12 protein-coding genes are annotated in these 15,397 nt (G+C 67.3%); 5 read left to right on the forward strand and 7 right to left on the reverse strand.

Annotated elements, in window-relative coordinates; translation table 11 throughout:
* Window positions 1–41: 41 nt before the first annotated feature.
* Both IFS44_RS01840 and IFS44_RS01845 read right to left on the reverse strand, forming a co-directional pair.
* The gene (locus tag IFS44_RS01840; protein WP_192097275.1) at window positions 42–1,892 is read right to left on the reverse strand and encodes a glycoside hydrolase family 15 protein; all 1,851 of its coding nucleotides are present in this window, start codon (window positions 1,890–1,892) and stop codon (window positions 42–44) included.
* A 162-nt stretch (window positions 1,893–2,054) separates the two neighbouring features.
* Complete coding sequence (locus IFS44_RS01845) at window positions 2,055–2,897, reverse strand: response regulator (protein ID WP_192097276.1); 843 nt, start codon at window positions 2,895–2,897, stop codon at window positions 2,055–2,057.
* 141 nt (window positions 2,898–3,038) lie between these two features.
* On the opposite strand from IFS44_RS01845, the gene IFS44_RS01850 reads away from it, so the two are divergent.
* Genes IFS44_RS01850 through IFS44_RS01860 form a run of 3 tightly spaced genes read left to right on the forward strand, consistent with a single transcriptional unit; the run spans window position 3,039 to window position 5,874 of the window.
* Window positions 3,039–3,758, forward strand: a complete 720-nt coding sequence (locus tag IFS44_RS01850; protein ID WP_037528413.1) for a response regulator — start codon at window positions 3,039–3,041, stop codon at window positions 3,756–3,758.
* Window positions 3,755–5,131 (forward strand): ATP-binding protein, encoded by a 1,377-nt coding sequence (locus IFS44_RS01855; protein ID WP_192097277.1) that lies wholly within the window; start codon window positions 3,755–3,757, stop codon window positions 5,129–5,131. Before IFS44_RS01850 ends, IFS44_RS01855 begins: the two co-directional genes overlap by 4 nt.
* 26 nt (window positions 5,132–5,157) lie before the next feature.
* Window positions 5,158–5,874, forward strand: a complete 717-nt coding sequence (locus IFS44_RS01860) for a hypothetical protein (protein ID WP_244649815.1) — start codon at window positions 5,158–5,160, stop codon at window positions 5,872–5,874.
* 9 nt (window positions 5,875–5,883) lie between these two features.
* Here the strand turns inward: IFS44_RS01860 and IFS44_RS01865 are convergent, their stop codons facing one another.
* The 4 genes from IFS44_RS01865 to IFS44_RS01880 all read right to left on the reverse strand — a co-directional run bounded on the left by IFS44_RS01865 (window position 5,884) and on the right by IFS44_RS01880 (window position 10,283).
* Window positions 5,884–6,387: a Spy/CpxP family protein refolding chaperone gene (locus IFS44_RS01865; protein WP_192097278.1), complete on the reverse strand. Its 504-nt coding sequence runs from the start codon at window positions 6,385–6,387 to the stop codon at window positions 5,884–5,886.
* Window positions 6,388–6,414: 27 nt separating this feature from the next.
* On the reverse strand, window positions 6,415–6,591 hold the full coding sequence (locus IFS44_RS01870) for a hypothetical protein (RefSeq protein ID WP_192070341.1): 177 nt from the start codon (window positions 6,589–6,591) through the stop codon (window positions 6,415–6,417).
* Window positions 6,592–6,744: 153 nt separating this feature from the next.
* Entirely contained in the window at window positions 6,745–9,516 is a 2,772-nt protein-coding gene (locus IFS44_RS01875; RefSeq protein WP_244649817.1) for a TonB-dependent receptor, read from the reverse strand.
* Between the two features lie 440 nt (window positions 9,517–9,956).
* Window positions 9,957–10,283, reverse strand: a complete 327-nt coding sequence (locus IFS44_RS01880; RefSeq protein WP_244649819.1) for a hypothetical protein — start codon at window positions 10,281–10,283, stop codon at window positions 9,957–9,959.
* A gap of 225 nt (window positions 10,284–10,508) precedes the next feature.
* Between IFS44_RS01880 and bamA the strand changes: the two genes are divergently transcribed.
* Both bamA and IFS44_RS01890 read left to right on the forward strand, forming a co-directional pair.
* Window positions 10,509–13,112: an outer membrane protein assembly factor BamA gene (gene bamA / locus IFS44_RS01885; RefSeq protein ID WP_192097280.1), complete on the forward strand. Its 2,604-nt coding sequence runs from the start codon at window positions 10,509–10,511 to the stop codon at window positions 13,110–13,112.
* Window positions 13,113–13,318: 206 nt separating this feature from the next.
* Window positions 13,319–14,155 (forward strand): glycoside hydrolase family 16 protein, encoded by an 837-nt coding sequence (locus IFS44_RS01890; protein ID WP_192097281.1) that lies wholly within the window; start codon window positions 13,319–13,321, stop codon window positions 14,153–14,155.
* Window positions 14,156–14,167: 12 nt separating this feature from the next.
* On the opposite strand, the gene IFS44_RS22740 is transcribed toward IFS44_RS01890, so the two are convergent.
* Window positions 14,168–15,391 carry an MFS transporter gene (locus IFS44_RS22740; protein WP_192097282.1) on the reverse strand — a complete coding sequence of 408 codons (1,224 nt, stop codon included), beginning with the start codon at window positions 15,389–15,391 and terminating at the stop codon, window positions 14,168–14,170.
* Window positions 15,392–15,397: the final 6 nt, after the last annotated feature.

Below are 15,397 nucleotides of genomic sequence, written 5' to 3' on the forward strand. Positions count from 1 at the left end.
GGCTGACGGCGGGGCGGTGAGACGCCCCGCCGCCCGCACTTCTAGCAGGCGTCCTGTCCGCCCAGCACGTCGAGCGCCATGACGTGCGCAAGGTGCGACAGACCCTGCGGCAGGTTGCCGAGAAACATCCCGGTCTTCGGATCGGCCATCTCCGTCATGATCCCGACGCCGCGATCGAGCGCCTCGGAAATGCCCGCAAGCGCCGCCTCTGCCAGATCACGCTGGCCAAGTAGAGCGCGTGCTTCGATCATCCAGAAGGTGCACGCCAGGAAACACCCCTCTTCCGCCCACACGTCGGTGTAGCGATAGTGATAGGGCCCCGCCCCCAGTTCGCGGTCGATCGCGTCGAGCGTCTTTTCCAGCCGCTCGCGCCCGTCGAAGCCGAACCGCACCGCCAGCGCGAGCGACGCGTCGAGCTTGTCGCTGCCGGGGTAGAAGACGAACGCCTGCTTGGTCTCGGACCAGCATTCATCCTCGATCCACCGCGCGATCCGGTCGCGTTCGCGCGACCAGCGGTCGCGGCACGTGGTCGGCAACTGCCCCTGGTCCGCCAGTTCGACCGCGCGCGCCAGCGCCTGCCAGCAGCTGATCTTCGACATGGTGTAATGCTGCGACTCTTCGAGCTCCCAGATGCCGGCATCCTTCTGCCGCCACGCGTCCGCACACCGGTCCGCCAGATGCGACAGCAGCTCGGCGCTCGACGCATCGAGGATATTGCCGCAACTGACGAAGCGGGCGGCGGTCTCGAATATGTCGCCATAGACGCCGTGCTGGTTCTGGTCGGTCGCAGTGTTGCCGACCTGCACGGGTTTCGACCGCCGATATCCCGGCACGTCGATTTCGCTCAGATCGGGGACCAGTGCGCCGTCGAGCGTATAGCAGACGCGCGGCCCGTGTTCGGCCAGTCGCTTCAGCAGCCAGGTGAATGCCGCCTTGGCCTCCATCTGCGCCCCCGCGGCGAGAAACGCCTTGATCGTATAGCCGGCGTCGCGGATCCAGGCGTAGCGATAGTCGTAATTCTTCTTGCCGCCGATCCCTTCGGGAACCGAGGTGGTCGCGGCGGCTGCGATCGCACCGGTCGGTGAATAGAGCAGCAGCTTCAGCGCGAGGACGCTGCGGATGAACGCGGGGCGCCGTTCGCCGTCATAGTCGATCCGGTGCGACCATTGCCGCCATTCCGCGTCCGAAATATCAATACGCTCGTCGATGTCGGCGATCGTCGGCACGACCAGCGGCTCGTCCTCACCCGCGACGATCGCGACGACCTCGCGCTGGCCCTGCGCGACCGTCAGCACGCCCGTCACCGCCTCGTCGGTGCGTTCCACGACCACGCCATCGCTGTGCAGGAACAGCCCGAGCACGCGGTCGACATGGAAAACCGGATATTCGCCAATCTTCGACTGATACGGGCTCGCCCCGCTGGCCCTGCGTCCCGGGCGCATCTCGATTCTGAACCGGACCGCACCGTCGAGCCCGTCGATCCGCCGTGCGAGTTCGGTCCAGGGCAACCGGCCCGCCGTACCGCTGTTCATCGACTCGGTCAGTCGCGCGCGGCCGCTGTCCGTGATGAAGAGCGTCTCGAGCACGTTGCTGCCGGGCAGATAGCGGCGCTCGACGGTGAACGGCTCGGTCGGGGTGATGCTGAACCGTCCCCCCTCCTCCGGATCGAGCAGCCGGTCGAACAGCGGCTGCGAATCGAGATTGGGGACGCACCACCAGTCGATCGACCCGTCCGCCCCCGACAGCGCGACCGACCGCCCGTCGCCGAGCGCGCCATAATCCTCCAGCCGAAGATAGCCGTCCTCGCGCGCCCCCTCTCGTACGTCGTCGCGCGCGGGTCGGGTGGTGGCGCGCAGCACGTCGCTGGCCAATGCGGCAAGGGTCTTGGCCATGGAAGTGTCTGTCCGATCGCGTCTTTGCCCCCTACCAGGCCGGGTATTCGACGCTGGGGAAGCCGTGGTCGGACATGAACGTCGCGGCGTGCGCCAATATCCCGCCCCAACGCTATTTTCCTGGCCGCAGCCCGCAACGCGCCGACCGGGTCCGCCCGCCGCTCAGAGCGGGGACACGTCCGGCATGAAGATATAGCCGTTGCCACGTACCGTCCGGATCAGTTCGGTGCGGTCGTGCCGCTGCACCTTGCGCCGCAGCCGGCTGATATTGACGTCGATCGTGCGGCCCTTCGCCGGGCCGTCGCTGCGCCCCAGCGTCGCGATCATGTCGTCGCGCGAATGGATCGTCTGCGGTTGCGCCACGAACAGATGCAGCATCTGGAACTCGCCATCGGTCAGCCGGACATTGGTGCCGTCGGGGGCGGTCAGCGTCCGCATCCGGCAGTTCAGCGCCCAGCCCGCAAAGCCGACCAGATCGTGGCTCTGCACGGGACTTGCGGCGCCAACGGGTCGTTCGGCTGCCGCGAGGTCGGCAGGATCGGGCGACGCACCGACGGCCAGTTGCGCCCGTTGCCGCCGCAGCACCGACCGGATCCGCGCGAGGATCTCGCGCGGGCTCGATGGCTTGGTGACATAATCGTCCGCGCCCAGCTCGAGCGCGACGACCCGGTCAATCTCGCTCGACAGCGCGGAGAACATGATCACGCGCGGCGGATCCTGCGTCTGGGTCAGCGCGCGCAGCACCGACAGCCCGTCCTCGCCGGGCATCATCATGTCGAGCACGACGAGATCGCAGGGGCGATGCGCGAGCCGGGTCCGCAACGCGGCGCCGCTCGCCACGGCTTCGGCGCGCAGGCCGTGATCGACCAGAAACCCCGTCAGCAACTCTCGCAGCCCGGGATCGTCGTCGACGATGACGATTCGCGCGCTGTTATCCGCCCCTCGCGTGCCGGCATTAAGATCAGGGCCGGGCACGGCGACGGAAACGCTGTTGGTCAAAATCATGCGCCTCGCCTGCAGGTCAGTTCTTTCCGGCATATGTCTGGATGTTGCGCAATCCGTCGCGCCGGCAACGACCGGCGGTGGCGTGGCATGATGCGAAATCGCTGAAACATCGCGAACACATACGTGGCATAGTGGCCGGCGATGCACTGCGCCGCTCCCGAACCCGCCGATACGATGCTGCTCGTGGTCGATGACGACCATGCGATCCGGACGCTGCTCGCGCAGAGCCTGGGGATGCACGGGTACCGCGTCGAAACCGCGACCAATGCGCAGGAAATGGACGTCGCGCTCGCACGGCATCCGATCGCGCTGATCCTGCTCGACGTGATGATGCCCGGCGAGGACGGCCTTGCGGCCTGTCGCCGTCTGACCCGCAAGGGCGCGCCCCCCGTCGTCATGCTCAGCGCGCTGGGCGACGAACCCGACCGGATCCTCGGGCTCGAGATCGGCGCCAGTCATTATCTGACCAAGCCGTGCAGCCCGCGCGAGATCCTCGCCACCGTCCGCGCCGCGCTGCGCGAACGCAACGGCGCGGCTGTCGAGACCGGCCGCAGCTATGGCTTTCTCGGCTGGCGGGTCGATTTCGCTGCGCACGAGCTGCTCGACGGCGACGGCATGCTCGTCGACCTGACCGATGGCGAATTCGCGGTTCTGCGCGCCTTTGTCGAGCGTCCCCGACGCGTGCTCGCGCGCGACGCGCTGCTGGAGGCGGCGCGGGGCCCGGATACCGATGCGTTCGACCGGGCGATCGACGTCCAGGTCAGCCGGCTGCGACGCAAGCTGCGTTCGCGCGGGGACGAGATCATCCGGACGATCCGCAACGAAGGGTATTTCTTCGTCCCCCGCGTGATCCGGCTGTGACCACGCCGCCACGCACGGCCGCTGCGAATCCGGCCGGCACCAGGGTCGGGCATCCGCGGCGCTGGCCGCTATTCCTGCGGATCTTCGCGTTCATCCTGTTCACCGTCCTGCTCGTCCAGCTGCTCAATTTCGCCGCCGTCCTGCTGGTCCCGCCGCCGACGCCGGTGGTCTATTCGACCAGCCGGATCGCCTCGGTCGTGCGCGCCGGACGCGACCCGAGCGGGCTGCTGACGATCGCGGTCGCGACCGCCCCGCCGACCGAGCAGGGCGATGCGCGTGATCGTCATCTCGGCCGGGTGATCGCTGCCGATCTGGGCGTGCCGGCACGTGCGGTGATCGTCGAGGCGCGGCGCTATGGTCCACCCTTGATGGCGGGCGCGTTTCGTCCGCCCATGCCGATGGGCATGCCGAAGATGCCGCCACAGTCGGTCGTCGACAACACGCTGTTCGGCGCGTTCGTCGTCTGGGTTCATGCCCCCGACGGCCAGTGGCGGACGATCCGCCCGGCGCGTCCGGCGTTCGGCTTGTGGCAGGCGCGGCTGATCCTGTGGTTCCTCGTCGCAATGGCGGTCGCGGCACCGGTCGCGCTGGTGCTAGCACGACGCATAGCGCGGCCGGTCGCGCTGTTCGCCGCCGCCGCCGACCGGCTCGGTCGCGACCCCCGCGCCGATCCGATCCCGCTGACCGGACCGCCCGAGATCATGGAGGCCGCGACCGCCTTCAACGTCATGCAGGAGCGGCTCAATCGCTATGTCGAGGATCGCACGACGCTGATCGCCGCGGTCGCGCATGACCTGCGCACGCCGCTGATGCGTCTCGCGCTCCGGCTCGAAAAGGCGCCGGACGAGATCCGCGAGGCCAGCGAGGAGGATATCCAGGAGATGAGCCAGCGGATCGGCGCCGCGATGGCGTTCGTCCGCGACATGACCCGGCATGTCCGCCGCCAGCGGCTCGACCTGCGCTCGCTCGCGGAAAGCATCACCGATGATTATGCCGACCGCGGCGAGCAGGTGGTATTGTCGCCCGGTACGTCGCTCGCGATCGACGGCGATGCGCCCGCGCTCAAGGCGTTGCTGGTCAATCTGGTCGACAATGCCGTCAAATATGCCGGGCATGCCGAGGTCCAACTCTACCGCGACCGCGACACGGTGGTGATCGAGGTCGGCGATCGCGGTCCGGGCCTCTCCGCCGCCGATGCGGCGCATGCCTTCGAGCCGTTCTTCCGGGCGGAGCGGTCGCGCAACCGCGACACGGGTGGCACCGGCCTTGGGCTCGCCAGCGTCCGCGCGGTGGCGCATGCGCATGGCGGCGCCGCGACGCTGGAAAATCGCCCCGAAGGCGGTCTGATCGTGCGCGTCATTCTGCCGGCATGATCCGGCGCCGAGACAGGAGAAGACCGATGTCGATGCGCGCATGGACGGTGATCGCCGGCGGGATGCTGGCCGCGCTGGCGCCCGCCCCGAATGCCGCGGCAACAGCGCAGTTGAGCCCCGAGCCGGCGCGACCTGCCCGGCAGCGCCCGCAACAGGGCCGCGGCCAGCTGTTCATCAGCCCGATGGGCGAGCCGTTCCGCTCGACCCAGAAGGCCGGCGCCGCGCAGGCATTATGGTTCCAGGGCGCCGACCGCGACGGCGATGGCCGGATCACCCGCGCGGAGTTTCAGGCCGATGCGACCCGGGTCTTCGCGCATCTCGACCGCGGCCGCGATGGCGAGATCGATCCTGAGGACATCGCCTGGTACGAAAACATCCTCGTCCCCGAAATCCGCGTCCGCGGTGGAGGACGCGGCGGATCGGCGGGACGTCCCGACACCGGGCCGGGCAAGCGTGGCAACGCCGCCAGCCGCCGGACCAGCACCGCCGACGCGACCTTGCGGATCGGCGCCGGCCGCTTCGGGCTTTTCGACCTGCCCGAGCCGGTGACGTCGGCGGATCTGGATTTCAACCGCGGCGTCGACCGGGCGGAGTTCGCCAAGGCCGCCGCCGACCGGTTCGCCGCGCTCGACCGCAATGGCGACGGCGCGATCCGCCGTCGCGAAGTGCCGCGCGCAGGCGGCGACACCTGGCGCAACGGCGACGACCAACTCGGGACGGCACCGCTGACGCCCGCGCGCTGACAGGCCGCATCAGCCGGGTGGCGGCCCGGCCCCCAACGGACCGCCCGGCCCACCCGGACCCGGGGGCGCATGGCGAAGCCGCATCAGCGCCTCGAACCCCGCGCGCTGGGGCGTGTCGAGACTGTCGTAGAAGCTGCGTGCTGCGATCAAGCGCGACCGGTCATGCGCTGCGTGCGCAGTCGCCTGCGCTTCGAACCGTTCGAGATGGCGGGCGAAATCCTCGCCACCCGGCATCGACGGGCCCGGGCGCATGTTCGGCCCCTCCCCGCCATCGCGCGGCGGCGGAGGCGGCCCCCAGGCGGACAGAAACGCAACGAGCGCGCCACGCTGATCGGGCCGCAGGTGCAGCAGCAGCGCGATATCGTCAGCCTCCCGGGCCTGCATCGCGTCGACATTTGCGGGCCCACGCTCGGGCCCGCGTGGGCGCTCCGCGCTCGCCGTGCAGGTCACACCGAGCAGCAGCATCGCGGCCAGCCAGCGTGCCGAACGCGGTTTCGTCATCATCATCTTCATCGTACTTTCCCCGTTCCGGCGCCGGTGTCAGCCGAGCATCCCGGATATGATCCAGCGCCGGCTCAGCGCGGATTTGGTGATCGTCGCCCCGCATCCACGGCAGGCGGCGCGCTGGATCGACACGCCGGCTACATCGCGGTGCCGCGACCGGGGAAGATGACGCCCGACGCTGCAATCGGTGGTGCGCGGTGATGGCATCGGCATGGCTGGCTCCCCGGTTCATTCCGTCGTGCCGGATATCGCAGCGCGGTTTGTCCCGAATATTTCCACGACCTGCCGGCTTCGACGTCCAGACACGAAAAGCCCCGCCATCACGATCGATGGCGGGGTGTTTCGCAGTTGTACCGGTCGTTTCTCCTAGAACTTCACGTTCGTGCTGACGAAGAAGGCACGTCCATAGGGGTCGTAGGTCGACGGATAGGTGTTCGCCTGTTGCTGGTTGTCGCCCAGAATCGGCGGCTGCTTGTCGAACAGGTTGTTGACCCCGACCGACCAGGTGAAGCCGTCCTTGATCCGGAACGCCGCGGTCAGGTCGAAATAGTCATAGGCCTTGATCCGCTCGACCGCATAGGTCGTCGCGCTGTCGTCGTCCTTCACCGCCGACAGATGGCGATACAGCACCGATACCGTCATCGGCCCGGTCGAATAGGTCGCGCGCGTCGACAGCCGCCATTTCGCATAGGGGTTGCCACAGGTCTGACCGAACTTGCCCGCACAGTCGATCGTCAGGTCGGGGATCGCCGCCAGCGGATTATAGTCGAACGCGATCAGCCGCGTACCGCTGAAGCGCAGGTCGAGCCGGCTGGTGTCGCTGCCGAACGCCCCGAAGCCGAGCGGCAGGCCGTAACGCGCCTCGAAATCGACCCCGCGCGTCGTCACGCCCCCCGTATTGGCCAGCGTGTTGGCCGCATCGGTGATCGCAAAGCTGTTCGCATCGCGCGGCAACGACCCGCAATAGCTCGCGTCATAGGGCGTGTAGCCATTGTCCGCGTCGCCGTAACAGGCGCGGATCAGGTTGGTGGTGCCGACCGTCGAGATATAGTTCGCGATCTTGATCTTGTAGTAATCCGCGGTGAACGAGAAACCGGGCAGGAAGCGCGGCTGAAGCACGATGCCCGCGGTATAGGTGTCGGACGTTTCCTCGCGCAGCGCGGGGTTGCCGCCGTTCACCGTCTGGATCTGCGTGCTGCCGCCGTCATAGGCGGTGCCGATTATTGACGCCGCGACACCGTTCGACAGGCAGCTCGCATTCAGATTGGTGTTCGTCAGCGCCACCGCGGTCGTGCAGGGATCGGTCGCGGCGGGAAAATTTTGCGACGCGCCGCTGAACAGGTCCGACACGGTCGGCGCGCGCACTGCCCTCGAATATTGGCCACGCAGTGCGATGTCGTCGATCAGCGACCAGACCGCGCCACCCGAATAGGTGTTCACCGATTTCGCCGCGGTCGAATAATAGGAATAGCGATAGGCGCCGTTGACCTCGAGCTTCTTTACGAAGGGCAGATCCGCGAGCAGCGGCACCGCGACCTCGGTATAGACTTCCTTGACGTTGTACCCGCCGCCCAGGCCTTCGCCCGCGTTGAAGCCGACCACGTCGCCCGACGACAGCGAGAAGTCGGGATTGTAGCTGCCCTGCTCGCGGCGATATTCGGTCCCGAACACGATCCCGACCGGGCCCGCACCCAGATCGAACAGCTCGCGGTTCGAGATCGACGCGCTGGCGACCTGCTCGCTGATCGTGCTCGAATTCTGCACCGGAATGGTGATGAACGCGGCGGCCGCGTCGCTGATGTTGCCCGCCCCGAAGATGTTCAGCGGGACGCAGCCATTGCTCGTATCCGAACACACCAGATTGCCGCCGGTGTCATAGGTCGTCCGCAGTGCCTGGAGCACGCGGCTGCGCGAGACGTTGCCGGTCTGGCTCTCGATCGATTTGGTCCGCGAATAGCTGTAATAGGCGTCGTAGTTCCAGCCGCCACCGATATCGCCCTTCGCGCCCAGCACCGTGCGATAGGCAGTGTTGTCGAGGCTCGACACGCGATTGCCGACCTCGCTAAGCCGCCGGTAGATGGTCGAGGTAACAAAGCCGTCGCCATCCGTATCGAGCCCCTGGAGCAGCGCGCGCGAGCCTGCGGAGAGAAACGAGGAATCGGCGTCGAGCGAGACCGACCCGGTGAACGGCGTCGGCGCGAGCTGGTTCTTCACGCGGTTGTTGATGAACTGGCCCTCGGCATAGACGGTCAGCGCATCGCTGACGTCGTAATGCGTTTGCGCGCTCATCAGGAACCGCTCCTGCGGGACCTGCAGATAGTTGGACGGCGCGTAATTATAGGCGTCGGTCGCGGCGCTATAGGCCGAAAAGCTCCCATCGGGTTCGAACTTGCGGTTCACCCCGCCGATCGCGAACCGCGTGCCCTCGATCGAGCCCGACCCGCCTGCGATCAGGCCACCCTCGCCGTCATCGACCTGCGCCTGTCGCGAATAGTCGCGCGCCGACTGCAGGATGCCGTTGCGCTTGGTATAATCGAAATAGACCGTCGCATTGCCGCGCCCGTCCTCGAAATTCCCCCCGAGCAGCAAATTGCCGTTGAACGTGCCGCCATCACCCGCTTCGTTGATGCGGTAATTCGCATTAATTTCCGCGCCGCTGAAATCCTTCTTCATGACGAAGTTGATCACGCCCGAGATCGCGTCGGAGCCATAGACCGCGGACCGGCCACCGCTGACGATGTCGACGCGTTCGATCAGCCCGGCGGGGATGGTGTTCAGATCGACGACCTGGTTCGAGTCATAGGCGACGTAGCGACGGTTATCGACGAGGACGAGCGTTCGCGTCGAACCCAGCCCGCGCAGATCCGCGGTCGCCACCCCGCCCCCGGGGTTGTTCGACGCACCCGTCGTGCTCGGCACCAGCTGCGGCAGGTCCTTCAGGACATTCTCGACATTGGGCTGGCCCGACAATGCGAAGTCCTGCGCACTGACCACGGCGATCGGTGACGCCTGCTGCAACTGGAGACCGCCCAGCCGCGATCCGGTGACGACGATCGTCTCGCCATCGGCCGGCGCGGCGTCGTCCGGCACAGCCTGCGTTGCCGGGTCGACGGTCTGCGCGACGGCCGGTGCGCTCAAGCCAAGCAGAAGCGTGGACGCCAGAAGGCGTTTGCGAAAGTCCAGACGCATGGTGATACTCCCTGAGCCGCAACACTTTGGGTTGCGAGGCATTTTTTGCGATGACGGATATGGTCCGTCCGGCAAAGCTGCAGGGATTTGACGGGGTCGACAACGGCTAAGTCGTCATCGAACCGTCATGCGTTCGACCTGTTGTTACGCAGCCACGGTTTGTGACAAACCATGTCGCAACCAAGACTGTATCGTGTCTTTGATCGCAACGCGGACATCAGGCATGCATCACGCCGCCGGTCGGCGGAACACGACGGTCACGCTCCGCACGCGTTGATCCACAGCGCGGCTCTGTACTCGAACGCCGAACCGCAGCGCTTCGATCGCCACGGTAAGGCCGGTGGCCGACGACCCGCGGATACCGGCTGGGGGCGGCACGGTCGCGCGGCTCATTGGAACGTCGACCCGGCAGCGATCGCCTTGCTCGGGCTCAGCCCCTGCTGCTCGAGGAACTGGTTCAGCGCCGCGACCAGATCCTGCGCGGCGCCGCTGGTCAGTGCGACCCGCCCGACGACGACCCGCTCGACCGACGGCGCGTCGCGCGTGTGATCGCACCGCGCGCTCTCCAGCGTCAGCACGATCACGCCCGACAGATTGGCGAGCCCGGCGAGCCCCGTGGCGAAGACTTCGGGCGCGAACGGATTGTCGACGAGCGGCGGCAGCGTCGGCGCGCTGGTCGGCGCGGATGACGGGACGGATTTGATGGCGACACGCATGGCGATGGTCCTCGCAGGATGAACGGGCGAGCCGATTGGCCCGCACGGCGCTCTAGCCAGCGACCATGTCCCGAACATTTCCCGCCACTTGCTCCATGTGTCAGCCGGGCCCGGTGACCGCGCGGTCGCGCTCGTTGGTGACCCAGTGTTGCAGTCCGGCCGGCGCGCGCCATCCGCCGGAAACATCGCCCGCCCAGGCGCCCGGTCTCACCCGGAGACCTCCCCATGATGTTCGAATTTGGCGCCAGTACGATGGCCCTGGCCTTGGCCGGCACGCTCGGCGGCACGGCGGTCGCAGCGCCCGTCCAGCATGCGACCCCCCCCGCCCCGACGCCACCGGCCGATCCCGCCGTCCGGACGATCCGCACCTTGCGCGTCGAGGGCGCGCAGCGGATCGAGCCCGAGACCGTGCTGAGCTACACCAAGCTGCGCGCCGGCATCCCCTATACGGCGGAGACGCTCGATCAGGCCCTCAAGGACCTACAGGCCAGCGACCTGTTCGCCGACTATTCGATCGCCGGGGTCGAGGACGGCAATATCGTGGTCCGTATCCGCGAGAACCCGATCATCAACCGCATCGTCGTCGAGGGCAACAAGGCGCTCAAGAGCGACAAGATCACCAAGGAGATCAGGCTAGCACCGCGGCAGATCTTCACGCGCAGCGCGGTGCGGCAGGATGTCGCGCGGATCGTCGAGCTCTATCGCCGGCAGGGCCGCTTCGCCGCGATGGTCGATCCGAAGATGGTCAGCCTCGACCAGAACCGCGTCGACATCGTCTTCGAGGTCAGCGAGGGCCCGAAATCGAAGGTCCGCCAGATCAACATCCTCGGCAACAGCGTGTTTTCGGACGCGCAGCTTCGCGGGCAGATGGCGACCAAACAGGCACGGCTCAGCCGCATGCTGTCGTCCGCAACCAGCTACGACCAGGATCGCCTGAGCTACGACCAGCAGAAGCTGCGGCAATTCTACCTGACACAGGGCTATGCCGATTTCCGCGTCACGTCCGCGGTCGCCGAACTCACCCCGGACAAGAAGGACTTCATCATCACGTACGTGGTCGAGGAGGGCAAACGCTACACATTCGGTGACGTCACCGTCGACAGCCAGATCCGCGACTTCGACAGCACCAAGCTCGCCGCCACGCTGCCGCTCAAGAAAGGCGCCTGGTACAACGCCAAGCAGGTCGAGGACGCGGTCGACAGCCTGAGCCAGACCGCCGGCCTGTTCGGCTATGCCTTCACCGAGGTCAATCCGGAGTTCCAGAAGGACGCCGACACGCTGACGATGGGGATCAACCTCAACATCGCCGAAGCCAAGCGCACCTATGTCGAACGCGTCGAGATCAACGGCAACACACAAACGAAGGACAAGGTCGTGCGGCGCGAGATCCGCCTGGCGGAGGGCGACGCGTTCAACAGCTTCCAGGTCAAACGCTCGGAGGACCGGATCAATTCGCTCGGCTATTTTCAGGACAAGACGGAGATCAAGCAGAAGCCCGGCTCCGCGCCCGATCGCGTCATCCTCGAAACCAACCTCGAGGAAAAATCGAGCGGCGAGCTTCAGCTCTCCGCCGGCTATTCCAGTCTTGAGAATTTCATCGCGTCCGCCACGATCACCCAGCGCAACTTCCGCGGCATGGGACAGGAGCTACGGGCCGGGGTCAGCTATTCGAGCTATTCGAAATCGGTCAATCTCGGCTTCACCGAACCCTATCTGTTCGACACCAACATCGCACTGGGCGGCGACATATTCCGGCGGGATTACAGCTCGTACAGCACCACCGGCGACACCGACAGCACGACCTATGAACAGATTTCGACCGGGTTCCAGATCCGCGCGGCGGTACCGCTGACCGAATATTGGTCGGCCACAGCCCGCTACGGCCTGTCCTATGATCAGGTCACGCTCGATGCGGACACCTATTACACGAACGGCGTGTGCGATCCCGCGGTCGCCGGCCAGTATCTGTGCGACGCGGTCGGCAATCGCTGGACCTCGTCGATCGGCTATTCGCTGGTGTTCGACAGTACCAACAGCCGCACCCGCCCGTCCAAGGGCAGCAAATTCAGCGTCAGCCAGGATTTCGCCGGCCTCGGCGGCGACACGCGGTATCTCCGCAGCACCGCCAACTACTCGAAATATGTCGATCTCGGCTCGCGCTTCATCCTCACCGCGCATGCCGAGGGCGGCTATATCAGGGGGCTCGGGCAGCAGGTGCGACTGACCGACCGCTTCTATCTGGGCGACCCGCAGATGCGCGGCTTCGATATCCGCGGCGTTGGGCCGCGCGTGACGCGGACCTATTACGACACCAGCACGATCCCCGCGACGATCTCGACCGACAGCAGTTCGAACACGCAGACCGCGCTGGGTGGCACCGCCTATTACCAGGCCCGCCTCGAGGTCGAGCTGCCGCTTGGCTCGGGCGCGCGCGAACTCGGCCTGCGCCCCTCCGTCTACATGGACGTCGGCGCGGTGTTCGGCGGCAGGACGCCGACGCTGACCGACAGCTGTGCCGCCGCGAACGCGACCTCGATCGCGTGCGTCGCCGCGACCCGCCAATATACCGACAGCGCCGGCAATCTGCTCTATCTCGATTCCGCCGGCGCAAGCACCACGACCAACACCGGCACGCCCTACAGCTATTCGCTCGGCGCCTATCGCGAGACCTATACGGGCAATAGCGCCAGCCCGCGGCTGTCGGTCGGCATCGGCGTCAACTGGGCCTCCCCGTTCGGCCCGCTGCGGATCGATCTCGCCAAGGCACTGCTCAAGGCGGATGGCGACGACAGCAAGCTGATCACCTTCAATATCGGCGGCCAGTTCTGATGTGCACGGTCTCCCGCTGCGAAACGCCCTGCGCGTGGCGAGGCCGCCCGGTTGAGCTTGCCTCGGGGCTGCCCTAGACCCGTCACGCCACCGGCTCGCGTCCGCACATCGCGGCGACGATCCGGGGCGTAATGGAGAGCGTCGCGCATGTGTCCTGACCCCGCCCCGAAGCGCAAAGCTGCGAAGCCCCCGACGGCGGTGACACGATGATCCTCCTGCTGCTGGCCGCGCAGGCCGCGACGCTCGGCGCGACCAATTACGGGCTCGACGCACCGATGCCGACACCCAAGACGGCGCCCGCCTTTGCCGACGAATTCAACGGGCGGACGATCGATCGCAGTAAATGGCGGTTCGACACCTCGCGCAATGCCGAGGGCTGGGCCAATCACGAGCGTCAATATTATGCCAAGGACCGGCCCCGGAATGCACGGATCGAAAAGGGCTCGCTGATCATCGAGGCGCGTCGCGAGACGCTGTCGAAGGCGCGCTTCCCCGACTGGGGCGGCCAGAGCTACAGCTCGGCGAAGCTCGTCTCCCGCGAGCCGCGCGGCTATGGCTTCTACGAAGTCCGCGCGATGCTGCCCTGCGGTCGCGGCAGCTGGCCCGCGGTCTGGCTGCTGCCGAGCGGCGGCCGCTGGCCCGACGAGGGCGAGATCGACATCGTCGAGCTGGTCGGATGGGACCCGAACGTCGTCCATGCGACGGTGCACAGCGGCGCGTTCAACCACACCAAGGGCACGCAGCGCGGCGCGCAGAAGCGCGTGCCGACCGCCTGCACCCGCTATCATCGCTATCAGCTCGACTGGCGCGCCGATGTCATCACGATCGGCGTCGACGGCCGCGCGGTCATGCGCGTCGCCAATGACCAGCCCGGCGGCAAGGCGGCCTGGCCGTTCACCCGGCCCTATGACCTGATCCTCAACCTTGCGGTCGGCGGCGACTGGGGCGGGCAGAAGGGGATCGACGACACCGCCTTCCCGCAGCGCATGGCGGTCGACTATGTCCGCTACTGGCGCCCTGCCCCGAACCGGTTGCGCCGCTGATCGCCGTCAGCCTCAGCGCCGCCCCCGCGCCGCGAGCAGGATCATCCCCCCGCCCAGCGTCAGCACCGCGAGCACGACCAGCACCGCATCGAAATCGCGCGGCGTCGCCAGCGCCCAGGTGATCACCGGCCCGAGCAGCCCGGGCAGGGTGTTGGCGAGGTTGAGCAGCCCGAGGTCGCGTCCCCGGTGCCGCGCGCTCGGCAACAGCTGCATCGCAAAGCCCGCGTGCAGCGCCAGGAAGACGGACGTCCCGCCCGTATAGACGCAGAACGCCGCCGCACCGCTGGCGAAGTCGCGCGCCGCCATCATCGCGATCAGCCCCGCCGCCGCGACCAGCGCCGCCGCGAACAAAAACGGCTTGGTCCGCCCGGTCCGATCGGCAAGCCGGCCGACGAGCACCGCGATCGGCAGCGGCACGCTATAGGCGACGATCATCACGGTCCCCATCCTTGCGGCGAGCACCGACTCCGGTACCGAGGGGGCGACGGTTTCGAAATAATAGAGAAGATAGACGAACAGCGCGCTGCCCGCGATCTGCACGAGCAGCCGCGCGGTCCAGGCGAGCAGCAGATCGCGCCGCAGCATCGACCGCAACACCGGCGGCGGCGCCCCCGCCTGCCGAGTCCCGCGCACGATCACGAGCGGGAGTGTGCACGCAGCGACGGTGACCGCGATGACCGCGAACCGCGCCGGCTCGCCGAACCGGCTCGCCCCGACCAGCGCGGCCGACAGCGTCGCCGCGACCGGATTGGCCATCGCCAGCAGCCCGCCCGCAACACCCTTGCGGCCATCGGGCACCTCTTCGGCGATGATCGCCATCAGCGGCGCGATCACGGCGTTCAGCGCGACCTGGAACAGGATGATCCCCGCCACCAGCAACGCAGGCGTGGTCGCGGCCGCGAGCCCCGCATAGGACGCCATCGTCGCAACGACGCCCCCCGCCATGATCCCGCGGCGGCCTCCGCCCCGGCTCACCAACCGGTCGCCCAGCCAGCCAAAGCCGATATTCGCCACGCTCGCCGCGATCGCTCCCGCGATCACCGTTACCGTCAGCAGATCGAGCCGACCGTCGCCCGCCACCTGATCGACCTTGATCGGCAGCAGCAGCGTCAGCAGCGGCAGATAGCCGACGACCGCCCCCGCATAAGCGAGTGCGCAGACGAGGAGGAAAGCTGCCGGTCGCGGCGTGGGCGACGGTAACCGACGATGCGGGGGAGAGAAAACGGAACGCGGCACGATGGC

Source organism: Sphingomonas sp. CFBP 13706 (assembly GCF_014842355.1).
Classification (GTDB): domain Bacteria; phylum Pseudomonadota; class Alphaproteobacteria; order Sphingomonadales; family Sphingomonadaceae; genus Sphingomonas; species Sphingomonas aerolata.